The organism is Oleidesulfovibrio alaskensis DSM 16109, assembly GCF_000482745.1.
GTDB lineage: Bacteria > Desulfobacterota > Desulfovibrionia > Desulfovibrionales > Desulfovibrionaceae > Oleidesulfovibrio > Oleidesulfovibrio alaskensis.
The window spans coordinates 474604-497794 of the sequence record NZ_AXWQ01000004.1; the positions used below are offsets into that span (position 1 = coordinate 474604).

At 56.6% G+C, this 23191-nt stretch carries 21 protein-coding genes; 11 read left to right on the forward strand and 10 right to left on the reverse strand.

Features of this window, described 5'->3' with window-relative positions; translation table 11 throughout:
* Positions 1–121 precede the first annotated feature (121 nt).
* From H586_RS0102485 to greA, 4 genes are all read right to left on the reverse strand, one after another.
* Positions 122–901 carry a THxN family PEP-CTERM protein gene (locus H586_RS0102485; protein WP_011368363.1) on the reverse strand — a complete coding sequence of 260 codons (780 nt, stop codon included), beginning with the start codon at positions 899–901 and terminating at the stop codon, positions 122–124.
* A 468-nt stretch (positions 902–1369) separates the two neighbouring features.
* Positions 1370–2161 carry a THxN family PEP-CTERM protein gene (locus H586_RS19815; RefSeq protein ID WP_011368364.1) on the reverse strand — a complete coding sequence of 264 codons (792 nt, stop codon included), beginning with the start codon at positions 2159–2161 and terminating at the stop codon, positions 1370–1372.
* 273 nt (positions 2162–2434) lie between these two features.
* Complete coding sequence (locus H586_RS19820) at positions 2435–3223, reverse strand: THxN family PEP-CTERM protein (protein WP_081701744.1); 789 nt, start codon at positions 3221–3223, stop codon at positions 2435–2437.
* A gap of 397 nt (positions 3224–3620) precedes the next feature.
* Entirely contained in the window at positions 3621–4112 is a 492-nt protein-coding gene (greA, locus tag H586_RS0102500; protein WP_011368366.1) for a transcription elongation factor GreA, read from the reverse strand.
* Between the two features lie 331 nt (positions 4113–4443).
* On the opposite strand from greA, the gene H586_RS0102505 reads away from it, so the two are divergent.
* Entirely contained in the window at positions 4444–5745 is a 1302-nt protein-coding gene (locus H586_RS0102505; protein WP_011368367.1) for a DUF401 family protein, read from the forward strand.
* Between the two features lie 3 nt (positions 5746–5748).
* On the opposite strand, the gene mtgA is transcribed toward H586_RS0102505, so the two are convergent.
* Positions 5749–6459: a monofunctional biosynthetic peptidoglycan transglycosylase gene (gene mtgA / locus H586_RS0102510; protein ID WP_011368368.1), complete on the reverse strand. Its 711-nt coding sequence runs from the start codon at positions 6457–6459 to the stop codon at positions 5749–5751.
* Between the two features lie 510 nt (positions 6460–6969).
* Here mtgA and H586_RS0102515 point away from each other — a divergent pair.
* The 4 genes from H586_RS0102515 to H586_RS0102530 all read left to right on the forward strand — a co-directional run bounded on the left by H586_RS0102515 (position 6970) and on the right by H586_RS0102530 (position 11262).
* Positions 6970–9186, forward strand: a complete 2217-nt coding sequence (locus tag H586_RS0102515; RefSeq protein WP_162147939.1) for a diguanylate cyclase — start codon at positions 6970–6972, stop codon at positions 9184–9186.
* A gap of 100 nt (positions 9187–9286) precedes the next feature.
* Entirely contained in the window at positions 9287–9508 is a 222-nt protein-coding gene (locus tag H586_RS0102520; protein ID WP_011368370.1) for a TraR/DksA family transcriptional regulator, read from the forward strand.
* Positions 9509–9622: 114 nt separating this feature from the next.
* Complete coding sequence (locus H586_RS0102525) at positions 9623–10558, forward strand: YitT family protein (RefSeq protein WP_011368371.1); 936 nt, start codon at positions 9623–9625, stop codon at positions 10556–10558.
* A 32-nt stretch (positions 10559–10590) separates the two neighbouring features.
* Positions 10591–11262, forward strand: a complete 672-nt coding sequence (locus tag H586_RS0102530; protein WP_011368372.1) for a D-lyxose/D-mannose family sugar isomerase — start codon at positions 10591–10593, stop codon at positions 11260–11262.
* A 278-nt stretch (positions 11263–11540) separates the two neighbouring features.
* Here H586_RS0102530 and H586_RS0102540 read toward each other — a convergent pair whose 3' ends face one another.
* The gene (locus H586_RS0102540; protein WP_027181278.1) at positions 11541–12443 is read right to left on the reverse strand and encodes a carbohydrate kinase family protein; all 903 of its coding nucleotides are present in this window, start codon (positions 12441–12443) and stop codon (positions 11541–11543) included.
* A gap of 97 nt (positions 12444–12540) precedes the next feature.
* Here H586_RS0102540 and H586_RS0102545 point away from each other — a divergent pair, with 97 nt between their 5' ends.
* Positions 12541–13200: an HAD family hydrolase gene (locus H586_RS0102545; protein ID WP_027181279.1), complete on the forward strand. Its 660-nt coding sequence runs from the start codon at positions 12541–12543 to the stop codon at positions 13198–13200.
* 119 nt (positions 13201–13319) lie between these two features.
* Positions 13320–13955, forward strand: coding sequence for a nitroreductase family protein (locus H586_RS0102550; protein WP_027181280.1), 636 nt, complete (start codon positions 13320–13322; stop codon positions 13953–13955).
* Positions 13956–14350: 395 nt separating this feature from the next.
* Here H586_RS0102550 and H586_RS0102560 read toward each other — a convergent pair whose 3' ends face one another.
* Positions 14351–15229 (reverse strand): methylenetetrahydrofolate reductase, encoded by an 879-nt coding sequence (locus H586_RS0102560; RefSeq protein ID WP_027181282.1) that lies wholly within the window; start codon positions 15227–15229, stop codon positions 14351–14353.
* A 318-nt stretch (positions 15230–15547) separates the two neighbouring features.
* On the opposite strand from H586_RS0102560, the gene H586_RS0102565 reads away from it, so the two are divergent.
* Together H586_RS0102565 and H586_RS17865 are read left to right on the forward strand one after the other, a co-directional pair.
* Positions 15548–15790 carry a hypothetical protein gene (locus H586_RS0102565; protein WP_011368377.1) on the forward strand — a complete coding sequence of 81 codons (243 nt, stop codon included), beginning with the start codon at positions 15548–15550 and terminating at the stop codon, positions 15788–15790.
* Between the two features lie 89 nt (positions 15791–15879).
* The gene (locus H586_RS17865) at positions 15880–16980 is read left to right on the forward strand and encodes a phosphodiester glycosidase family protein (RefSeq protein ID WP_155891333.1); all 1101 of its coding nucleotides are present in this window, start codon (positions 15880–15882) and stop codon (positions 16978–16980) included.
* Positions 16981–17485: 505 nt separating this feature from the next.
* Here the strand turns inward: H586_RS17865 and argH are convergent.
* From argH to argF, 3 genes are all read right to left on the reverse strand, one after another.
* Positions 17486–18868, reverse strand: coding sequence for an argininosuccinate lyase (gene argH, locus H586_RS0102585; protein WP_027181283.1), 1383 nt, complete (start codon positions 18866–18868; stop codon positions 17486–17488).
* Position 18869: 1 nt separating this feature from the next.
* The gene (locus tag H586_RS0102590) at positions 18870–20072 is read right to left on the reverse strand and encodes an argininosuccinate synthase (RefSeq protein ID WP_027181284.1); all 1203 of its coding nucleotides are present in this window, start codon (positions 20070–20072) and stop codon (positions 18870–18872) included.
* Between the two features lie 125 nt (positions 20073–20197).
* Positions 20198–21100, reverse strand: coding sequence for an ornithine carbamoyltransferase (gene argF, locus H586_RS0102595; protein WP_027181285.1), 903 nt, complete (start codon positions 21098–21100; stop codon positions 20198–20200).
* Between the two features lie 184 nt (positions 21101–21284).
* Between argF and H586_RS0102600 the strand changes: the two genes are divergently transcribed.
* Both H586_RS0102600 and H586_RS0102610 read left to right on the forward strand, forming a co-directional pair.
* On the forward strand, positions 21285–21662 hold the full coding sequence (locus H586_RS0102600) for a response regulator (protein WP_027181286.1): 378 nt from the start codon (positions 21285–21287) through the stop codon (positions 21660–21662).
* Between the two features lie 188 nt (positions 21663–21850).
* On the forward strand, positions 21851–22828 hold the full coding sequence (locus H586_RS0102610; RefSeq protein ID WP_155891334.1) for a glycosyltransferase: 978 nt from the start codon (positions 21851–21853) through the stop codon (positions 22826–22828).
* The last annotated feature ends 363 nt before the right edge of the window (positions 22829–23191 follow it).

Genomic DNA, 23191 nt, shown 5'->3' on the forward strand with positions numbered 1-23191 from the left:
CCTGCAGGATGCCCGCCCGCAAGCACAACAGCATTTTTCCGGCGGGAATGCACTGCGCAAAAAAAGCAGGCCCTGTTTCCAGAGCCTGCCGTTTGCTGTCCGATATACGCGCTGAATAATGTTACGCGTTTTTCTTTTTCATGCGGGAATAAACCCCGAGAGCAAGTATGCCCATACCCATGAGGCCCAGAGTGGCAGGTTCGGGCGCAGGAGTGGGTTGCTGACGATGGCTGATGGAAAAATACGAATCCACGGAGGTTTTAGAATTTTCCGGTGTAAGCCAGCCATAGTAGGTTATGCTTTTGTCCAGCTTCAGTGCTTCGACATACGAATCGGGTATGATGCCGTAGCTGCTGCTGAAATCCAGCGTATACCACTCACCGTCGTATTCAAACCCTTCTGTTGTCACCCCGGGATTGGTCAGGATGAACACATCGCTGGTAAGTCCGCCGTTGTTAGGTGTTTCGTAAAAGTCAAATTCAAGAAAGGTGGTAAGAGCTTTTTTCTCTCCATAATACGGATCCAGAGCCCACAGAGCCAGTTCGGCTTTCACCCTGCCGGAGGTCAGAGTATCAGTTGTCACGGGCATGTTGGTATGGGTCATGGTGGTTGCATAGGCAGCATCACCATCAGTATCAACATTTCCCCATGTATAACTTGTCAGTTTGATGCTGCTGCGCTTTTCCCAAGAACCCCAGCTGAGATCTGTGTAGGCTCTTTCACCATCAATCTTCTGGCGCCCCCAGTAACCCACGTTTCCGTTACGGCCGGACATTTCCCAGTCGGTGAAACCGATATGGTATGAGTATTGCCAGCTGTTGACCACAGCTGCAGACGCAGCAGATGCCACAAGAATACCCGCCGCAAAGACGGCGCACGCAAAAAGAGCACGAATTTTCATGAGCTGATTCCCCCCAGCTTTTAGTAGCCACCCGTTGCAGGCGGCATATCTGACAAGCAATCGCCGTGCCTGTATATTTTTTCCATATAGCGTCAACAGGTTACCACTATGTACTACATCGGAAAACCCATCGGAAACTGTAATACTTTTCGACACCTTCGCATGCATTATACCACAAATTGACAGCCGGGCAATACCTGAGACTTGTTGGTCAGGCAGTGGCGGTGACAGCCCGGCACCGCCTGCGGGAAAAAGTACGCGCGTTACAGCCTGCACCGGCCTTACGGGCTTCTTACAGCACTGCCCCCGCCTGTCACCACACATAACGCCTGCTGTTCCGGAAAAAACGGCATCAAACGCACACCGCATTGTACCGGTGTATCTCCATGGTTTCGCGCACATGGCAGCAGCATAAAAAAAGGCAGGCTCTGCCATCAGAGCCTGCCGGTATGCGGTGCGACAGGTTCATCAGGAACGCTTCGCAACATTTCTTTTCATACGGGAATACACGCCAAGAGCCACCAGCCCCAGCCCCATGAGCCCGAGCGTTGCAGGCTCCGGCGCAGGTGTGGGTTGCGGCCGATGCGTGATGGTAAAGCTGGTGTCCACCGTAGTGTCTGCATTTTCAGGAGTCAGCCAGCCGTAGTACGTGATGGATGTGTCCAGCCCCAGAGCTTCGATGTAGGACTCGGGGATGACACCGTAACTGCTGCCGAAATCAAGCGTGTACCACTCTCCGCCGTATTCGAAGCCTTCGGTGGTCACCCCGGGGTTGGTCAGAATGAACACGTCATCAGTAAGCAGCCCGTTATTGGGGGTCTCATAAAATGCAAATTCCAGAGCCGTGGACAACGCTATTTCTGAGCCATGGTACGGATCAAGAGCTCTCAGTTCGAGCATGGCCTTGACGGTACCGGATACCAGCGACCCGCCGTAAGTGGGCGAGTTGCTGTGCGTCATGGACATGGCATGCGCGGCATCACCGTTGGTGTGCACAATACCGCTGGTTCCGCTGTCCAGCGAGATTCCGCTCCAGCCGTTCCAGTTATCGCCCCAGTACAGATTCTTGTAGGCCTTCTCGCCATCTATCCAGGTTTTTCCCCACTTAGAAGGTCTGGTCCAGCGGTCGGACATTTTCCAGTCGGTAAAACCGGCGTTGTAGGTGTAGCCCCACGAAGTAACCACGGCAGCAGAAGCAACGGCCGCAAAAAGAAGATTGAAAACAAGAATACCAGTTATTGTAACAATACGAGTGTGCATAACAGCTTCCTTACACAAATAGTAATGAGTTCTTTCCTCGGTAGAGGCACACTGGTTAAGCAAACAGCGTTCCATGCAATCTAACACAATCTAATCTAACATGTTAGGCAAAACCCTACCCATGATTGACTGTATTTTAACTGTAAATAAATCCGACACCAGTTATAACTACCGACATCACCCCCGACAGGAGCAGACACTCATTCCGGATTTTGTGCACAAAAAAAGCGGCCCGCAGGCGGACCGCTTGGCAGATTCAGCACTTGCAGCAACTCAGCTTTTTTTGCGGCGCTGCCACAGAGCGTATCCGCCCATGGCCAGCATACCCAGTCCCATAAGCCCCATTGTTGCGGGCTCCGGAGCATGCGCGGGCTGGGGCATCACATGCGAAATTGAAAAGCTGGTGTCCACCACGGTACTGTCAAATTCCGAGGTAACCCATCCATAATATGTAAGTCCCGTATCCAGCCCGATCCGCTGAATGTAATATTCCGGAATAACGCCGAAGCTCCCGCCGAAGTCCAGCGTGTACCACTCACCGTCATACTCAAAACCTTCAAAGGTGACCTGCGGATTGTTCAAAATAAACACATCGCGGCTCATTCCTTCAAATATGGACTTTTCATAAAAGCTGAAATCAAGTTCGGTGGAAAGCGTTGCAGGCTCACCCGCCACAGGCTCCAGCGCCTGAAGTTCAAGTACGGCTTTCACCGTGCCGGAGACAAGCGCGCTTGTTGTCCATCTGTTGTAGTGCGTCATGGTCATGGCTGCGGCAGGCGCACCGCCTGTGTTCACCACACCGGAAACAGGTGCGTTGAGTTCAATGCGGGACTGAAACAAGGGAAGCAGGCTGGAGCCCCACCAGAGGGTATGGTAGCCGGTCTCGCCGTTCAGATTGACCGGTCCCTTCACCCCGCCGGAGTCTCCGGACTGTGCCCATGTCCAGTCCACAAAACCGGCATCATAAGAATACTGCCAGGAAGTTACCACCCCGGCCGATGCTGACGAAACAAAGATAAGCGTCACAACAAGCACCATTGCAATCCGACAGACAGTTTTCATGATTCACTCCTGTTACCCTGTACTCTAACGCTACCAAGCCTTCGATATAACAGAAGCAATAGCGGTTCCAAATCGACAATACAAAATTAAAACAACATGTTAACATTGGAATCGGCAAAGAACAAAAAAATGTAAAAAAAAACGACACATCTTATAATATAAAATAGCCCTTACATTACAGACTGATAACAAACTGAGAAGATAAAGACAGCTGTCGATTATAATTACACCAGTAAAAATACCTGACACTGCCCTGCCTGTACCCGCAGCAAAAACAAAAAGCCCCCGCCGCAAAAACGGCAGGGGCTTACAGAGCTTGTCTTGGCTGTCTGGTGTCACCGGAGGTACTGGCCGCCCGGTGGCGCCGACAGGAGCACATCCAGACTGGCCTGTAAAACTATTCGAGGGTGATGACAGGGCCGTTGAAGCTTACAGAAACGATTTCGTAATGTATTTTTCCTCTCGGGGCGTCCACCACAACTTCGTCGCCTTCCTCTTTGCCCAGAACAGCTTTGGCAACAGGAGAAAGAACCGAGATGCTGCCTTTCACATAGTCAGTCTCGTCGGGACCCACCAGAGTATACACCCGCATTTCACCGGTTTCGAGGTCTTCCAGCTCTATGGTGGCACCATAGGTCACACGCTCGCCGCCAAGCGTTCTCATATCAATGACATTGAAGCGGGCCATGCGGGATTCGATGTTGCCGATACGCGCTTCAAGCATGCCCTGACGCTCACGGGCGGCATCATAGCCTGCGTTTTCGCTCAGGTCGCCTTCTTCGCGTGCTTCCTTGATGGCCTGAATCACTGCGGGACGTTCCTGCTTCAGCCTTTCAAGATCTCGTTTAACCAGTTCAAAGCCTTCAACTGAAATCGGGATGCTGCTCATGTTTGATTCCTTGACATTTCTCGATAGTTTTTTGCCAACGACAATAAGAAAAAACGCCACGCGGCCCATGGGTCGCGAGGCTGTTCGACACTGTCCGAAACAGGTGTTGGCAACCTGAGGGGTAGAACAGAGTTCACCGGAGGTCAAGCCCCGTTCGCAAAATATTTCCTCTAACAGTAAACCGTTTTTCCTGTTTGCGCAGGCAATTCATGGCTGTTCAGGGCATATGATTCATGTTACGTCACAGCCGTAACCGTCGCTTTTTGCAACACGCCTGCGTGCAGCGGCCCGGAGCCGCGCCGCTGACCTTCCACACATGAGGCAAACCGCCGTGACCGGCCCGGACTCGTTATTGCCGCTTATCAAGCTGGCTGCCGCTTTCATCATCATGCTGCTCGCCATCCGCTTCAGGGTGAATCTGGGACTTTCCATTATCAGCGGCGGTGCCGCCGTAGGGCTGTTTTTCGGTCTGGCTCCTGATATGTGGCTGCCCACGGTATTCACGGGGCTGACCAGCCCGCAGACCCTCATGCTGGCGGCCATAGTGCTGCTTATCCTGCTGCTCAGCGATGTTCTGGAAAAATCAGGCCAGACCCTGCGTCTTATGGATGCGCTGTCCGGCTATCTGAAAAACCCGCGCCTGCGGCTGGTTTTCTTCCCCATGCTTATAGGACTGCTGCCCATGCCGGGCGGTGCTGTTTTTTCGGCCCCCATGATAGGTGCCGTGGCCAGCCGCATGCAGGTTTCAAAAGACACGCTGGCTGCGCTCAACTACTGGTACCGGCATGTATGGGAAACATGGTGGCCGCTGTATCCGGGCATCATTCTGGCGGCATCGCTCTCGGGCATTCCCATAACCACCATCTGCGCCTTCGGTTTGCCGGGCATGGCAATCATGCTGGCCGCAGGATGGTTTTTCATGCTGAGACCGGCGGTACTTTCTCTTCCGCCTGCCACGGTGCAGACAGACAGTACCGTGACGGCAAGCACGCCGAAAGCGGTTCTGCGTCAGGGGCTGCCTTTGCTGGTGGCCATCGGCGGTTCTGTGCTGCTTGAAACGGTACTGGCTTTTTCAGCGCAGGGCATTCCTTTTGAATCAGGCGTCATTGCCGCACTGGCTGCAGGCATACTGACTGCAGCCGTACAGAATAAAGGCAGCGCCGGTATTCTGGCGGCATCGCTGCGCCACAGACATCTGTGGCAGATGGTGCTCGTCATTGCCGCCATATTTGTTTTCAAGGAGATGCTGAACACCACAGGGGCGGTACATCAGCTGGCACAGCTGGCAGGCGGACGCACAGCCCTTACGGTAAGCTGTATTTTCATGCCTTTTATTGTCGGGGCGGTATCGGGCATTACCATGGCCTATGTGGGGGCCACATTTCCTCTTATCGTGTCACTGGCCGTTCAGGCCGGTCTGCAGGATTCTCTGACAGCCTATGTCATGCTGGCCATATTTTCCGGATTCACCGGCATCATGGCAACGCCGCTGCATGTCTGCTTTGTGCTCACGTGCCAGTATTTTCACTGCACCCTGAGCAAAGCGTGGCGCCATGTGGCACTGCCCTGCCTGCTGCTGTTCTGCAGCGGACTTGTATACCATGGCCTGCTGCTTTTATGGCTCAAGCCCTGAACCTCAGCGCCACGAACGCCGCTGCATGCGCCGCAGGATGACTCTGCTTTTGGCTGTGACATAACCGGAATCCGAAACCGGAGAATACCGCCGCGGCGCCGGAAGCACTGATGCCAGACGGGCGCTTTGCGCCGGTGAGAGCGCCGCCGGTTCGACACCGAAAAAATGTCGTGAAGCCGCATTGATTCCGTAGATGCCGTCGCCCCATTCTATGACATTCAGGTAAATTTCCAGTATACGCCGTTTTGACAGCGTGGCTTCAAGCCGCCATGTAAGCAGGGCTTCTTTCAGCTTGCGGCTCAGGGTTCTGTCGGGTGACAGATACAGATTTTTGGCAAGCTGCTGAGAAATGGAGCTGCCCCCCGCGGCAAGCCGCCCCTCCCGCAGGTTGCGCAGAAAAGCCTGACGCATGCCTTCCGTATCAAACCCCTCATGATCCCAGAAGCGGTCATCTTCGGCTATGGTCACAGCCCGTACCAGCCACGGAGAAATCTGCCCCAGAGGTACCCACCGCAGCTTGGGAACCGGACGCTCCGCCAGCGACTCTCTGAACCTCATGTATTCGGTTGCTGCGGGATTTTCTTTTTTCAGCACGGCAACATCCGGCCAGAAAGCGAAACGCAGCACATCGGCGGCCATCACCGGCAGCACCACCAGCGCAGCCAGCACAAACGTTTTCAGCACACGGCGAACTGTCACCCCCGCATCACCCATACACGCTCCTGCATAAAAGGCGTTGCACACGCACACGGCGTAGCGTACTTTCCCTGTAGTATAGCATAGTTTTGAATATACGCCACCATCAGCCATCCGGACGCAAAAAAAAGCCCCGGTTGAGGACGGGGCTTTTCTGCGGCACCTTCGTGACCGGGATTATGACACTCAGGATGCGCGTTGCAGCACCGGAGGAGGATCCGCGCTGCCGGTAATATGGATGACAGGATCGCGTCGGGCTGCGCTGTCCGGACAAGGCGGAAGCGCAGCCGGCACAGTTGCTTCACAATCCGGCTGTCACGCTTTCGTTATATGGCATATCAACACACCAAAGCAACAAAAAAGAAAGTCAAACTTTCATTTTTTTTCATTTTCACACATTCAAGCCCTGTTATAGTTCACAAACGAAAAACAGCGCTTACTTGTGCCGGAAACTAATCATTTTCCGGAAGCCGGCACACGGCTAGTATCATGACAGCACTGCTTCCATTCCAGATGCGGCTATTTTTTATGAAAAAACACTTTTTTCCGGTAATCATGGGGCTGGTCAGCCTCATCGCCTTTGTGGCAGCCATGGCGGGGTTCGATTTCACCACCGCCTCGGAATACGCTGCGCAGTTCAGCCGGCAGCAGGCTCTGCAGGTGCGCGTGGCAACCAACGCCATAGAAGACCAGCTGGACATGATTTCCGCATCCGGCGCATCACTTGCTGGGCATGCCCGCTTTGCCATCGACTACGGTGCCACATATCAGGCAAAGCTGCTCAGCGCGCACATCACAAGACAGCCGAACATCCTTGCCTATGTTCTTATGGATACCCCGCACAGCCTTAAAAGCGTGGAGCTGGCTTCCGTCCCGCTTTCCATGGAAGCCGCGGCATACGCGCAGGAATGGATAACGCAAAACTGGAGCAACGCCCCCGAACAACTGGCCGGCAACCTGCTCAAAGCTCCCCTGCACATCACCCCCGAACACCAGCTTGCAGGACTGCTTTATCCTTTTTCGGACGGCAAAAAGCTGCTGGGCATGTCTGCCACGGTTGTCAGCCTGACACGGATAATCAAGCGGTATGTGGCCGACCTGCATGTGGACAACATAGGGCAAGGCTACCTGCTGGCGGATGACGGCACACTGCTTTTCGACCCTGACAGCAACAACATCGGCAAAAACATATTTACCCATATCTATGAAAACGCACCGGAACGGATGCATGTTTTCCGGGAAGTGCTGGCAGCCAGATCCGGCAGCGGCATCTTTGACTTTCCCGACACGGAAAACAGCAAAGCCCAGCAGATGCTGCTGGCGTGGGACACGGTCGATTTCGCAGGACGCAGGCTCAAGGTCTGTCTGGCCGTATCGGGCGATACCGTCAACGAGGTAATGCAGCGTCAGGCCCGCTGGCGCATCGCCGCGGGGGTACTGTTTCTGGTGGGGCTGGTGCTGGCAAGCACACTCATCATCTACCGGTCGGGGCTTGCCAAAGTGCGGGAAAATGAAGAGCGCCTGCAGATGGCTCTTACCGGCAATCAGGACGGGCTGTGGGACTGGAACATACCGGACGGCAGAGTTTACTATTCTCGCCGCTGGAAAGAAATAATGGGACTTGAAACCGACCAGCAGCTGTCATCGCCCGAAGAATGGTCATCGCGCATTCACCGCGCCGACAAAGAAGAGGTGACAGCCCACCTGCAGGAGCATCTGCGGGGCGGTGTCCCTTACTTTCAGACAGAGCACCGTGCGGTGCGCGCCGACGGGGCTGTCATCTGGGTGCTGGAACGCGGAGCCGTCATAAGCCACGACCGCGAAGGGAAACCCGCCCGTCTGGTAGGCACCACCACCGATGTAACAGCGCGGCGGCAGGCCATGATGGAACGCGACATGCTGTTCCGCAACTCCATAGACCTGCTGGCCATCACGGATGTTGAAGGCAACATACTTGAAGCCAATCCGGCATGGGAAAACATGCTGGGCTGGACCGCTGAAGAGCTGCGCCTGCCGCCCTGTTTCGATTATGTGCACCCCGATGATGTACCCAAGGCTGCGGAAAATTTTGCTTTGCTGATGAAAGGCATTCCCGTACGGGCGCATGAAGGCCGTTTTTTAAAAAAAGAAGGCAGCTGGATTTGGCTTTCGTGGAACGTGCTGCCCGACATGCAGCACCGGCGCATCTATGTAACCGCACGTGACATCAGCAGGCAGAAGGCACACGAGCGCAGGCTACATGAACAGGCATCCACGGACGAGTTGACAGGCATATTCAACCGACGCCGCGTGCTGGACATCGGCAAAGCCGAAGTGGCCCGTTCACGGCGCTTCGGACGCCCGCTGGCATGCCTCATGATAGACATAGACCACTTTAAACAGATCAATGACACATACGGACACGTGGCGGGTGATGCCGTGCTGCGGGGGGTCACGGCCACGCTTTCGGCCGGCCTGCGCCAGAGCGATACGCTGGGCCGGCTGGGGGGCGAAGAGTTCATTGTCTTCATGCCCGAAACAGATGCCGAGGGGGCAATGCATACAGCGGAAAGGCTGCGGCAGGCCGTGGAACAGAGTTCGGTGCTGATGGACGGCGAAGGAGCCAGTCCCGGCATTACCGTCAGTCTGGGCGTAACCGTGCTGGCGCCGGAAACGGCATCGCTGGATGCATTCATTGCTGCCGCCGATGCAGCCCTGTACCGTGCCAAGGAAAACGGAAGAAACAGAGTCGAATTTCAGAGATGAACGCAGCCCGCACTGCACTTTTATCTTGACGTTGGCGCTGTAATATGATGCTAGGCTTTTTTTAAATTGATATCCCCCCGGATATGCCAAGGAGAACCACATGCCCGATATGTTCGATCAGGCCAGCGATCTGGAAACGCGGGAGCGTGAAGCCGCCATTTCCATGGCCCGCAGCAGACTGTCCGGCGGTCCCGGTCCGGAATGGATCGACGGCCGTCCTCACTGCCGCGAGTGCGGAGAAGAAATTCCTGCCGCACGTATCAATGCCCTGCCCAACTGCAGCCTGTGCCGCGATTGTCAGCAGGAAATGGAAAATAACTGATTCACAGACGACAATACCGCTGCGCCCTGAGGCTTTTCAGAATGCTCTGTTTTTAAAAGCGCCTTGCCCGATCATTGCATTTCCTGTATTGCCAATATTCTGAAGTCCGTTATCATGGATTTTGGCACACAGCGGGGAACAATGCTCAGCAAACGTTCGCACCATGTGCGACCAGGCATCCTGACAAGGCTTATGCGTAACAGAGATTTTTTCTATTCGGTTGTATGGAACCTGCTGCTCATCACAGCAGGTTCCTGTATTTTTGCGGTTTCTCTCAAAAGTCTGGCCACGCCTCAGCAATTTGTACCGGGCGGGGTTTTCGGCTTTGCTTCGCTTATCTATTACAAAACGGGATGGCTGGACACAGGTACGCTCAACCTGCTTCTGAATATTCCCATTTTTCTTTTCGGGTATTTCAAAATCAGCAAGCGTTTTGTGCTGTACAGCCTGTACGCAACAGTACTCACATCGGTACTGTTTTCGCTGACAAACTTCACCATTCCCATTCATAACCAGCTGTATGCAGCCGTGGCCGCGGGTGCGCTCAGCGGTTTCGGTGCCGGCATAGTGCTGCGCTCGGTGGGGTCCAACGGCGGCATGGACATCGTATCCATCCACCTGATGCAGAAGTATAATATCGGCGTGGGCAAGACGTCGTTTGCCTACAACCTTGTGCTGTACCTCATCACGGCCACGTATATGAATCCCGATGTGGTGGTGGCATCCATCATCATGGTTTTCATCACATCGGCCACGGTGGAATACACGCTGTCGCTTTTCAACCAGCGCAAGGTTGTCTTCATCATTTCGCAGGACGCTGAAGCCATCTCCAACCGCATAATGAAAGAACTGCACCGCGGGGCAACCATACTCAAAGGGTACGGCGCCTACACCCGCACAGAACGCAATGTTCTGATGAGCGTGATAAACAACATCCAGCTGAAAAAACTTGAAGAAATAGTTTTCACAACCGACCCGAACGCGTTGTTCATCGTGGAAAACACGTTTTCGGTAATCGGAACCGGATTCGGCCAGCGCAAACGCTACTAGCCGCAATCCTGACGACCAATACGGAGTTGAGCATGAAACGCAGTGAAATCAACGCTCTGATAAAAGATACCAAAATATTCTTTGACGCTCTGGGGTTCCGCCTGCCCCGCTGGGCCGGATGGAAGCCCGCGGAATGGAAAGGCAAAGGCGGGCTGGAAGTGGTGCAGAACATGCTGGGCTGGGACATAACCGACTATGGTGCCGGCGACTTTGAAAAAAAAGGACTGATTCTTTTCACCATCCGCAACGGTAACCATGCAGCGGGACATCCCAAGCGCTATGCCGAAAAAATCATGGTGGTCCGCGAAGGACAAGTCTGCCCCATGCATTTTCACTGGTCCAAGACAGAAGATATCATCAACCGCGGCGGAGGCAATCTGGTTATCGAACTGTACAACTCCGACAAGGACGAACAGCTTGCCGATACCCCGGTCACTGTACTCATCGACGGCATTCCGCAGACTGTTCCGGCAGGGGGCACTGTCATCCTTGAACCGGGTGAATCAATCTTTCTGCCGCAGGGCATGTACCACCGGTTTTACGGTCAGCAGGGGCGCGGCAAAGTGCTGGTGGGTGAAGTGAGTTCGGTCAACGATGACAACACCGATAACCGTTTTCTGCACAGCATGCCGCGTTTTCCGCAGATAGAAGAAGATGAGGAGCCTGTGCACCTGCTGGTAACCGACTATCCCGCATGGGTGTAGCCTGCATTTACAGCCCTGCAGAACCTCATGTACTGCCCGTCGTCACAGGCCGCTCCCGCAAGAGAGCGGCCTTTTTTATCCGCATCTCCGCCGGATAAAAAGCAGACGCAGCGTAATGCATGCCAAAGCCGCAGCGACCGGCGAAAAAGCACCCCTTTGCATCTTCCGCTGCGCGGGCACAGTGCGGGCCGCCCGATGCTCCGGCGTGTGGAGAGCAGGCAGCCTGCGGCGGGCAGGCTTATTTTTTACGTATAGGGCAGAAAAGGCGCGGAAAATTATCAGGGCAGCAGACGCAATGCTGCAGGCATCGGCGGCATGGCCCCGTGCGCACCGCACACATACGCGGCCACACTGGCTGCACGGGCATGTATCTGCTCCGGCGGCAGGCCGCACAGCCATCCCAGCGCCAGCGCGGCGGTAAAGGCGTCTCCCGCCCCCACGGTATCCGCCACCTCCACCATTTCGCCGGCATGCTCGTGGCAACTTTCGCCGGTCATCAGCACGCTGCCCTGTGCACCGAGGGTCAGCGCCGCGGCCTGCAGCCCGAAACGGGTCACCAGAGCATGCAGCGCCGCACGGCGCGCAGCTGCATCGCGCAGCACATCCGCCACGCCCAGAGCAGGGGCCAGCACGTCCAGTTCTTCTTCATTAAGCTTAAACACATCAGCCAGCTGCAATGAATCCTGCACCACTTCAGGGCTGTAAAAATTCTGCCTCAGGTTACAGTCAAACACCCGCAGCACAGCAGCATCAGCCGCCTGCAGAAACGACCGGACAGCCGCACGTCCGGCCGGAGTGCGCTGACACAGCGTGCCGAAGCAGATACATGCGGCCCCGCCTGCCAGAGTGTCCTCAGCGCGGGCGGCAGGCAGAAAATCCCATGCCACATCATCGGGAAAAACATATGAAGCCGTCCCCTGTGCGGAAAGCAGAACATCCACACGTCCGGTGGGATGCAGCGGGTCAACGCTGATACGGCTTACATCCAGCCCCTGTTCCGCAAGCAGACGGCACGCCCTGCGCCCCGCATCATCATCGCCCACGCGCGAGACAATCATACCCTGCCCGCCCAGTGCATTAAAATGATAGGCAAAATTAGCCGGAGCCCCCCCCAGCTGCGGCCCGTCGGGCAGCATATCCCACAGCACTTCTCCCAGTCCCACGCCAAGCGGTCTGCGCATTGTCGGTCTCCTCCCTCGGCATAACGGTCTCTTGCCGCATGCGCAGAATATGCGATAGGGTCAGTATCATCAATACTCTCAGCCCCAAGGAGCACCCATGCCTCAGGCGGTTATTTTCGATATGGACGGTGTCCTGCTTGATTCCGAACCCATGCACATGCAGGTGCAGGACAATATGGCTGCCGAACTGGGATTCAAAATGACCAGGGCAGAACATCTCGCTTTTGTAGGCATTTCTCCCCTTGCCACATGGGAACAGCTGTGTGCCAGACACGGCCTGCCGCAGAATCCGCAGGAACTGGCGGAGGAACAGGGCCGCCGGTATCTTGCCCAAGCGCTGGAAAAAGCAGTCCCGCGCTCCGGACTGCTGCCCCTGCTGGACTATCTGCAGGCCAGAGACAAGCCGCTGGCCGTGGCATCATCCAATCAGCGCGAAACAGTTGATGCGGTACTGGGCAAGCTGGGAGTGCGCGACTTTTTCCGGGCGGTAGTGACAGGAAGTGATGCAGAACGCAGCAAACCGTGGCCGGATATATTTCTGAAAGCCGCCCGTCTGCTCCGCGTACTGCCCGCAGACTGCCTTGTCATCGAAGATGCCGCCACAGGCGTTGCCGCCGCGCGTTCTGCCGGCATGCGCTGCATCGGACTCTGCGTGCCCGATGCCCCCTTTCAGGACCTGTCATCAGCAGACATCACGGTCTCTTCTCTCGACGAGATCATTCCCCTGCTGGAAAACAAAAGCTGCCGCTGCGGCTGAGAAGCCCAGAAAATTCACCTGCCCTCTGTTCATCAGGCCGCCGGTGCGTTACACTGACAGCTAACCGTATAAAATGCGCCATACAGGGCCGTCACCGGCGGCACCATAAGGAGACGCTTATGAACTTTACCGATATTCTTGCAAAACGCCGCTCTGTAAACTTTTTTGATCCTGAAGCCGAAGTCAGCGACGCCCAGATACGACGCATCATAGAAAAAGCAGCGCTGACGCCTTCCAGCTTCAACCTGCAACCCTGGAATGTCATGATTTTCCGGGATTCTGCCGACAAACACACGCTGCGCAAGCTGTCCATGGATCAGCCCAAGGTTTCTGAAGCCCCCGTGGTGCTGGCCATACTGGGCGACCGCAACGGCTGGCAGGAAGGGCACCCCGTGGTGGAACGCAACTTTAAAGAAATGGTTGCCGCTGGCGGTATGAAGCCGGAACAGCACAACTGGTTCATCAACGCCTGCAAGGGACTGTACGGTAAAAATGAAGAAACAGCACAGGCGTTCGCCCTGAAGAATGCAGGATTCTTTGCCATGTCACTGATGTACGCCGCTGCCGATGAAGGACTGGACACACACCCCATGGACGGTTTCGACCACGACGGGGTCCGCAGTGCGTTCAATATACCTGACAGGTTCTGGATTCCCCTGCTGTTGTGCGTAGGCCACTTTGACAGCAGCAAGACCCTGCTGCCCCCCAAATGGCGCAAAAGCTACGAAGATATCGTGGTCAGCTTCGGCGACTGATAACTGCGGTAGCTGAAGCCCCCGTAAACACCCTACTGCAACCGGTGCGGGCCGGAAAAATGCCCAACCGGAAAAAAATCGAAGTCGGAGAAATATCCGGGCCGGAAAATATCCGGCCCGTTTTTGTGCTTCCGCTGCGCACACAGCGGCCGACAGGGCCGGACAGCACCGCCCGCAGGAGGCAACTGAGCCGGACAGCCCCTTTTTTCTTCGCCCCGCCGGACGTTCATCCGGCGCGCGGTTCCGGCAGCGGGCCCATGTGCAGCGCCTGCACATGCCCCTGTCAGCAGAGCACAAAAAATCCGGCTCCGTTTTAAAAACGGAACCGGATTTCATTTCAGCTGTACCAGAACAGCCCGCTGAAGGAACAAAGGAACAGCGGCACAAAGCATGTTTTATCGCAACGGGCCTGCCATTTCGGCTATACGCAGGCAGGTTTCCGCCTGATTCAGTGTATACAGGTGCACACCGGGTGCCCCGCCGTCCACCAGCCGCCGGATCATATCCGCGGCGAACTTTGTGCCCAGTTCTTTCACGGCGGCCGCCCCGCCCTTGGCGTCGGCCTCTTCCAGCTGCAGATAAAATCTGCCGGGAATATTGGCTCCGCACAACGAAAGAATACGCCTCACCGACTCGAGAGACTGGATAGGCAGAATACCGGGCAGAACAGGACTGGTCACCCCCATGGCCCGCAACTGGGCCACAAAATGAAAATATTCGCGTACATCAAACAGCAGCTGGCAGACAATGAAATCGCTGCCCGCGTCAATTTTCGCCTTTGTCCAGTGCAGATCCTCTGCAAAGCTGGCAGACTCCGGATGCGCGGTGGGATATCCGGCAACACCCACACACATTTCCGGAAACTCGGCGTTCACAAACTCCACAAGGTCGGAAGCATGTCTGAACTCGCCGTCGTCCCAGCTGAAACCGGCATCAGCCGGAGCATCTCCGCGCAGGGCAAGCACATTGTCCACGCCGATATCTCTCAGCTGACTGACAAAGCCGCGTATCTTATCTTTGGTGGCGCCCACGCAGGTCAGGTGCGGCATGGGTTCCAGATCAAGGTCCTGCTTGAACCGGCGGGTAATCTCGAACGTGTTGTCCTGCGTGCCCCCGCCCGCGCCATAAGTCACGGAGCAGAACACAGGGTTCAGAGCCATCAGCCTGCCGACGTTGGCAAAAAATTTCGGCCACATCTCCGGATTTTTCGGAGGAAAATATTCCAGAGAATAAAACGGGCCGTCATGCTGTCCGATCAGGTCTTTGATTTTCACGTCTGAATCCTTGTTACTGCGCAGATGCGCCGTTGCTGTTGTATGCTGCCACGTTACGCCGGCGGGATGCATAGTGCGTCCCTCATGAACGAACGATATATCAAGATAGCCTTATATGTCAATATCGACCTATTGTAATATTTACTTTACCCCCGCGCAGGGTGGACAATCATGCCACATCAGCGTAGCTGAAACAGCGCAAAGCACATAGGCGGCGCGTGTTGCCCCGTACAGGGTAACGCCACCCCGCACGCCGTGCAAGGCGCATGGCGCCCCTGATGCGGCGCGTTTTTTTCAGATTAATCACGGAGAAAATCTATGTTCTGGTGGCAATGGTCTGTTCTTCTGGTTGCGGCGGTGCTTGCTGCCATAGGCTTTCTGTGTCCCCCGCGCGGTGCGGCCGGTCAGGTGCTGCGCATTATTCTGGCATGGATACTGCCCTATACGCTCATCACCGTAGCGTTCTGTACAGGTTACATTCAGTCCATGTGGATGGCCGCCCCGTATCTGGCTGTTGCCTACGGGCTGTACATCAGCTTTGTGCGCAAGCACTTCGGCTGAGCCGCAGCCGGCTGCACACCTCTCTGTATCCGGCGCCATTGCTTCCGGCAGCGCTTTGCCCTATGGTGCATGGCATTTCCGGAGACAACATGCCGCGTTTTCAACTCCCCCGCCGCAGGGCCGCATCACCGCATAAAGACAGCCCCCCGGCCGGAAAGCACCTGCTGCTCCGGCTGGCCGTACTGCTTTGTGCGGTTTTTTTCGTACCTGCCGGAGCCTGCGCGTCCGGAAACGCCACTGCGGGCAGCAACATCAGCCGGATGGCTACCAACGGCACAACCGGCACCCCTCTGCATTGGATTTCAGTAGCGCAGGGACTGGAACTGGCGGAATCCTCTGCTGTTTTCCGCGACACAAGCGGTACAGTGGCCCTGCTGCGCATCGACCCCCGCCACTATAGTCTGCAGCTGTACACCATATCGGAACAGGGGGGACCGCCGCAGACACCTTCTGAATGGGCGGCGCTGTACAACCTTGATGCCGTAATCAATGCCAGCATGTTTCTGCCGGACGGTTCCACAAGCACAGGATACATGCGCAACGGCACCGCCGCCAACAACAGCCGCATAAACCAGCGGTTCGGCTCTTTTCTGGTGTTCTCCCCTCTACCCCCGCATGCTGCGGCAAGCGACGGGCAGCCCCCCGCAGGCGGGACACAGCCTGACCCGTATGCGCCTGCCGCCGCACATACCACCGCAGCGCGGAATACCCCGAATGATGCGGGCAGTGACAATCAGCAACTTCCCGCTGCGGATGTGCTCGACAGATACGCCGACGACTGGCAGACCCTGCTGCCGCGCTACCGCAGCGTTGTACAGAATTTCCGGATGATAAGCGCCGACAGAAAACCTCTCTGGCCGGAAGAGGGGGACAGCTTCAGCATTGCCGCCATCGGCAAGGATACACAGGGACGCATTCTGTTCATTCACAGCCGGGCGCAGACCACGGTACGCGAACTTTCCGAATATCTTCTGAATATCTGTCCTTCACTGGGGGCCACCATGTATGTGGAAGGCGGCGCGCAGGCAGCACTGCACCTGAGTACCCCGGCCCTGACCCGCAGCTGGGTCGGCCGTGCAGGCAGCAGTTTCTGGTATTCCGCCACCGGACAATGGCCGCTGCCCAACATCATCGGCATACGCAAACGCAGTGCACAACTGCGCCCCGCAGCCACTTCCCGCTCCCGCTGACATACGGGCAGACAGCAGGGGTGTGCGCCTTGCCGCCGCATGCTCCGGTGTCCGGCACAGCTTTTCCGCCGGTCGCGCATCCGCCCGAGCAGCCCCCTGCCCGGCTATCGCCAGATATCGCCAGATATCTACACTGACATCTGCGCAGCATCTGTACTGATATCTGCCCGAATATGCGCGGCTATCTGCACCGCTATCTGTACAGATGCGGCGCAGGTCTTTGCTGCGGTGCACGCACACCTGCCCCGCGCCTTCACCGGAAAGATAATGACATGCGCCATCTGATGCCGCGCCGCACATCTGCGGAATCCCCGCCTTGCGGCAGACAGCAGCCTGCCTCATTGCCGCCGCAGGCTCTTTCCGGTACCCCGCAGCAGTGCTGCAGCCTTTTGCAGAGCTGAACTCTCCCCTTCCGGTCCCTTCTGCTCACCGTCAAATGCGCATACAAAAAGGCCGCCCGCATGCGGACGGCCTGTCACATACATTAATGCAGCGCCGGAACTGCTCAGTTGGAAAGCCATTGCTGCAAAGCAGCCAGCTGAGCCGCCACCGATGCCGGTCCGGTGCCGCCGTGTGTGCAGCGGCGTTCCACAGCGGCACGGTAATCCAGCACGGCGAAGACATCTTCGCCGATCAGGTCCGATACCGAATGGAATTCCTCAAGGGTAAGGTCTTCAAGCCCTTTGCCCCTGTCTTCTGCCAGCGCCACGGCATTGCCGGTGATATGGTGCGCGTCGCGGAAGGGCACTCCTTTACCGACCAGATAATCGGCAAGTTCGGTGGCATTGAGAAAACCCGCCCGAAGCGCATTTTCCATGCGCCGCGTGTTGAAGCGCAGTGCTTCTACCATGCCGGCCATTATTTCCAGCGAAGCCGAAACCGTCCGGTCCGTGTCGATGAAAGGCTCTTTGTCTTCCTGCAGGTCACGGTTGTACGTCATGGGCAGCCCCTTGAGCGTGGTCAGCAGCGACATGAGCCCGCCGTAGACACGACCGGTCTTGCCGCGCATTATTTCCGCCACATCGGGATTCTTTTTCTGCGGCATGATGCTGGAACCGGTGGCATAGGCATCAGGCAGAAATATGTACCCGAAGTTGGGATTGGCCCAGAGGATTATCTCTTCACACAGGCGCGACATATGCGCCATGATCAGCGAACCGCAGAACTGTGCTTCCAGCGCGAAGTCCCTGTCGGAAACGGCATCCATGGAGTTGTTGAACACACCGTACATGTCCAGTTCGGCGGCAACGGACTGCGGATCAAGCGGATACGTCGTACCGGCCAGTGCCGCAGCCCCCAGCGGGCATATGCGCACACGCCGGTCGCAGCCTTCCAGCCGGTCGTAATCCCGCCGCAACATCCATGCGTAGGCAAGCAGATGCTGGGCAAGACTGACAGGCTGAGCCGCCTGCAGATGCGTGCAACCGGGCAGCAGCGTGTCTTTGTGTTCATGCGCCTGAGCAGTCAGCGCGGCAATGACACCCCGTACCAGATTCTTCCATACGCGGATTCTGTCCGAAACAAACAGCCGGAAATCAAGGGCCACCTGATCGTTGCGGCTGCGGCCGGTATGCAGGCGTCTTCCGGCGTCGCCCACCAGTTCGGTAAGGCGGCTTTCAATGTTCATGTGCACGTCTTCCATCTCGGTACGCCACACAAACTCACCGGATTCAATCTCTTTGCGTATCTGTTCCAGCCCTTCGGTTATACGTCCGGCATCCCCGGCGGAAATGACTCCCTGCCGCGCCAGCATACGGGCATGAGCCTTGGAACCGGCGATATCCTGAGCGTACAACGCGCGGTCGTACGAAACGGACTCGGTGTATTCCTCCACCAATCCGGCGGTGCGCTCACGAAAACGCCCGCCCCACAGCTTGCCCGCAGTCATGTCAGCTTCTCCTGCCGTAACCCTGAATGCGCAGACTGTTCAGGCGGATAAAGCCGGCGGCGTCTGCCTGATTGTAAACTTCATCTTCCTCAAAGGTCGCAAGATCCATACGGTACAGTGAATACGGCGACTTGCGGCCCACGGGCACGACATTGCCTTTATACAGCTTCACGCGCACTGTTCCGGTCACGTTTTCCTGTGTCTTGTCTACCAGAGCCTGCAGGGCTTCGCGCTCCGGCGAGTACCAGAAACCGTTGTACACGGCCGCGGCGTAGCGGGGTATCAGGCTGTCGCGCAGATGCAGGGCTTCACGGTCAAGGCATATGCCTTCGAGGTCGCGGTGTGCCGCATGCAGCACGGTGCCGCCGGGGGTTTCATACACACCGCGCGACTTCATGCCCACAAAACGGTTTTCCACCATGTCCAGACGTCCCACACCGTGCCTGCCGCCAAGTGTGTTCAGCGTTTTGATGATGGCGGCAGGCGACATGGCCTGACCGTTGATTGCCACGGCGTTGCCTTTTTCAAAATCGATGGTGATGTATTCCGGCTCGTCAGGAGCCTGCTCTACCGGTACTGCCATGATATAACTGCCCGGTCCCGGCTCGTTCCACGGGTCTTCCAGTTCGCCGCCTTCAAAGCTGCAGTGCAGCATGTTTCTGTCCATGCTGTACAGTTTGCGGTTACCGGCAGAAATAACGGGAATATCATTTTCTGCAGCAAAGTTGAGCAGGTCGGTACGGGAGCGGAAATCCCATTCGCGCCACGGAGCAATGACCTTGAGCGACGGGTCAAGTGCGGCGGAAGCCAGCTCGAACCGCACCTGATCGTTGCCTTTGCCGGTGGCACCGTGGGCCACTGCCTGTGCTCCTTCCGCGTGGGCTATTTCCACCAGACGGCGGGTAATGAGCGGACGGGCGATGGAAGTGCCCAGCAGATAGCGGCCTTCGTAAATGGCGCAGGCACGCATCATGGGAAAAATGAAATCGCGGGCGAACTCTTCGCGCAGGTCTTCCACATAGGCTCTGGTGGCCCCTGTGCGCAGCGCTTTTTCATCCACGCCGTCCAGATCTTCCTCCTGCCCCAGATCGGCAGTCAGCGTCACCACTTCGCAATCATATGTCTTGGCAATCCACTTCAGGATGACCGACGTATCCAGCCCGCCGGAATAGGCAAGCACAACCTTTTTGATTTCTTTACCCATGATATATCCTCAGCTCTTTTATTTCCCGCCGGACGCGCGAAGCGCCCTTACTGAAAACGGGGCGCCCCGCGCCCCGTGGTGGTACAACCGTCATCTGCGCAGCAACGGGCGGCGCAGGTTCAGCCCTAGCCTTCCATCACCCACTCGATAAGGGCTTTCTGCATGTGCAGGCGGTTTTCCGCCTGATCCCAGACAATGGAAGCAGGGCTTTCAAAAACATCTTCCGTCACTTCTTCACCGCGGTGCGCGGGCAGACAGTGCATGAATCGGGCATCGGGCGCAGCCTTTGCCATCAGCGCGTCATCCACGCAGAAACCTGCAAATGCCTTTTCGCGCTTTTTCTGTTCTTCTTCCTGCCCCATGGAGGCCCATACATCGGTATTCACATAATGAGCGCCGTCCACGGCCATGGCAGGATCATGCGTGAGAAAAATTTTAGCACCGGCCTGCATGGCAAGCGCCAGCAGGTTTCTGTCGGGTTCGTAGCCTTCGGGGAATGCCATGAACAGCTCGAATTTGAAGAAAATCGCGGCTTCGATCCATGAGTTGGCCATGTTGTTGCCGTCACCCACCCATGCCACACGCACTTTTTCCAGATCAGGGGTGCGCTCGTATATGGTCAGCATGTCGCTCATCACCTGACAGGGGTGCCCTTCGTCCGTCAGCGCATTGATAACAGGAATGCTGCCGTATTCAACGAGTTCGTCTATTTTTTCCTGTCCGAATGTCCTTACGATCATCAGATCGTTGTATCTGGACAGAACGCGGGCTGTATCACGCAGGGGTTCGGAACGGCCCAGCTGACTTTCGGCCGGAGTCATGAAAATGGTCTTGCCGCCCAGCTGATGCACGGCCGTTTCAAAAGACACGCGCGTGCGGGTAGATGCCTTTTCAAACAGCATGATGGCGCTTTTGCCTTGCAGCAGCGTGCTCCTGTGGCGGGAATCTTTCATTTCCTTGGCGCGGCGCAGTACGTCCCATGCCGCCTGATATCCGAGATCCCGAATTTGCGTAAAGTGCTTCGTCATGGCCAGTTCCTTTGTATGAATACTGCTGCGTTCAGGTGTCAGCCCTCAGCCGAAGAGAAACATTTAGGGCCAAAACCAAGGATTTGTAAAGTAAAGTCCGCCCGTCTTTTGGCACAGGTTCCTCTTGCGCACTATTGCAATCTGTGTGAAGAGTTTTTTGTCGCAAAGTTCGGAGGTTTGACGCATGGCGACCATACTTATCGCCGACGACGATCCGGTAACCCGGACCACGTTGTCCATAATGCTAGAGGACGAGGACCACGAGGTATACGAAGCTGCTGACAGCGCCGAAACGCTGGATCTGCTGGAAACAACCGAGCCTCATGTGGTTTTCATGGACATGGTGCTGCCCGACTGCGAAGCCGGAGAAGGCATCACCAAAGTGCGCCGGGCCGCCCCGGCCGTAACCATCATCGCCATGACAGGCCAGCCCGACACGGCCAGATTTTCGGCCATGGCCCGTGATGCAGGATGCAAGGAGTGTCTTATCAAGCCCTTTGAAAAAAACAGGGTGCTTGCCCTGACCCGCAAGGTGCTTGCCGCACGCGGTCACAAAGTCTGACCGCACTCCACCGCAATCAGCTCTTGCCTTTTTGTCCTGTACCTGAGCGGCCTTGTCTGTTTCTGAAAGGCCGCCACGGTTTTTTGCGTCTTCAGCACAACAATGCCGCAAGAGTGCCGCAACAGTTTCATACATGAGCATTCCCTGTATTGACCTGTACAGTGAAGTATGCTCAAAGTCCGCCCATCATGCATACCCAATTTTCCAGCACCCGTCGCGAAAACGCCTCGCGCCGCGATGTCAGCATACTCATTCCCGCTTACAAACCCGACTGGTTCGCCGAGTGTCTCGAAAGTGCGCTGGCCCAGACATGGCCTGTAAAAGAAATCATCATTTCCGATGACTGTCCCACCGACGACATACGGCAGATAGTCACCCGCTACGAAGCTGACCCGCGCATACGCTACGCCCGCAATGCCGGTCCGAAAGGTCCGTGCGGCAACTATCTCAACCTTGCACGGCTCAGCGATGCGCGCTGGTTCAAATTTCTCGATGACGACGATGCGCTGCTGCCTGACGGGCTGGAGCGGCTCATGCATCATGCCAAGGGCAGAACTTCTGTCGTTACCGGTGCATGCCAACTGGTGGATGCGCACGGCGACGCAGGCATGATGCCCGTAGATTCGCCCGAATCGGTAAACGGCCGCAGGCATTTTATCCGGTGCAGCCGCCGCCCGCCCGAAGGCCTGTTCTCGCGCATGCTTTTCCGGGCCGATGTGGTGCAGTCCGTTCTGGATGAAGACCTGCCGCAGTCGCTCATCAGTCTGGACGAAATGCTGGGCCTCATCGCTGCATTTTACGGCGATCCGGCCTATGAACATGCTCCTGTATGCCGTTACCGGCTGTCGCCTGCAGGCTATTCTCGCCTGACCACGCCGCAGGTGCTGCTGGACGACATGGCCTGTGTGACAGTGCCCTTCCGCATGGCGGCGGAACGCAAGTTTCTGCTGCCCAAAGAGCTGGGAGAATGGCGTACCGGCATGTTGACGCAATACACGCGCCGCAGCCTGCACAAGTATCTCGACAGCGGCGATCTTGCCGGAATGAAAGAATTTCTGCGACTCATGCGCCAGCGCTTCGGCACCGGCGACACATTGCGCTGCTGCGCGGCTTCCGGCCTGTTGCGGGCTGCGGCCAGCCGTTTTCTGCTGCGCCGCAGCCGGTAACCGCAGCGGACATTTCCCTTTGCGCGGACTGTGTCGGAACATCTGAATACACGGCAGGCAACGCGCAGGACGTACAGCACCGCCTGAGAAACAGCCGGTTTCATCTGGCCGTATCCGGTCCGCCGGAAATAGCCAGCCCGGAAAAAGTGCCCGCTGAGCGCAGACAACGGCGCGGACAACGGCGCGAACCACAAAGCCCCCTTTAGCCTGCAGGCCGCGCTTACCGGTCTGCAGCTTTTGCGCTATCGTCCGGCTTTTTTCAGCCTGCCCGGCGCCTGTGCAGCGCCTCCTTCATCCGGCTGCCGGTGTCTGCATGTCCGGAGTACCTGATTCCACGCCCCGCGGACATTCTGCACAGGGCAT

Excerpts from the sequence above, each read along its gene's own strand:
- mtgA (WP_011368368.1), bottom strand. The coding sequence starts at position 6,459 with ATGGGTGATGCGGGGGTGACAGTTCGCCGTGTGCTGAAAACGTTTGTG.
- argH (WP_027181283.1), bottom strand. The coding sequence starts at position 18,868 with ATGACTGCGGGCAAGCTGTGGGGCGGGCGTTTTCGTGAGCGCACCGCC.
- H586_RS0102485 (WP_011368363.1), bottom strand. The coding sequence starts at position 901 with ATGAAAATTCGTGCTCTTTTTGCGTGCGCCGTCTTTGCGGCGGGTATT.
- H586_RS17865 (WP_155891333.1), top strand. The coding sequence starts at position 15,880 with ATGCCGCGTTTTCAACTCCCCCGCCGCAGGGCCGCATCACCGCATAAA.
- argF (WP_027181285.1), bottom strand. The coding sequence starts at position 21,100 with ATGACGAAGCACTTTACGCAAATTCGGGATCTCGGATATCAGGCGGCA.
- H586_RS0102610 (WP_155891334.1), top strand. The coding sequence starts at position 21,851 with ATGCATACCCAATTTTCCAGCACCCGTCGCGAAAACGCCTCGCGCCGC.
- greA (WP_011368366.1), bottom strand. The coding sequence starts at position 4,112 with ATGAGCAGCATCCCGATTTCAGTTGAAGGCTTTGAACTGGTTAAACGA.
- H586_RS0102550 (WP_027181280.1), top strand. The coding sequence starts at position 13,320 with ATGAACTTTACCGATATTCTTGCAAAACGCCGCTCTGTAAACTTTTTT.
- H586_RS0102590 (WP_027181284.1), bottom strand. The coding sequence starts at position 20,072 with ATGGGTAAAGAAATCAAAAAGGTTGTGCTTGCCTATTCCGGCGGGCTG.
- H586_RS0102515 (WP_162147939.1), top strand. The coding sequence starts at position 6,970 with ATGAAAAAACACTTTTTTCCGGTAATCATGGGGCTGGTCAGCCTCATC.
- H586_RS0102520 (WP_011368370.1), top strand. The coding sequence starts at position 9,287 with ATGCCCGATATGTTCGATCAGGCCAGCGATCTGGAAACGCGGGAGCGT.
- H586_RS0102600 (WP_027181286.1), top strand. The coding sequence starts at position 21,285 with ATGGCGACCATACTTATCGCCGACGACGATCCGGTAACCCGGACCACG.
- H586_RS19815 (WP_011368364.1), bottom strand. The coding sequence starts at position 2,161 with ATGCACACTCGTATTGTTACAATAACTGGTATTCTTGTTTTCAATCTT.
- H586_RS19820 (WP_081701744.1), bottom strand. The coding sequence starts at position 3,223 with ATGAAAACTGTCTGTCGGATTGCAATGGTGCTTGTTGTGACGCTTATC.
- H586_RS0102530 (WP_011368372.1), top strand. The coding sequence starts at position 10,591 with ATGAAACGCAGTGAAATCAACGCTCTGATAAAAGATACCAAAATATTC.
- H586_RS0102565 (WP_011368377.1), top strand. The coding sequence starts at position 15,548 with ATGTTCTGGTGGCAATGGTCTGTTCTTCTGGTTGCGGCGGTGCTTGCT.
- H586_RS0102525 (WP_011368371.1), top strand. The coding sequence starts at position 9,623 with ATGGATTTTGGCACACAGCGGGGAACAATGCTCAGCAAACGTTCGCAC.
- H586_RS0102540 (WP_027181278.1), bottom strand. The coding sequence starts at position 12,443 with ATGCGCAGACCGCTTGGCGTGGGACTGGGAGAAGTGCTGTGGGATATG.
- H586_RS0102545 (WP_027181279.1), top strand. The coding sequence starts at position 12,541 with ATGCCTCAGGCGGTTATTTTCGATATGGACGGTGTCCTGCTTGATTCC.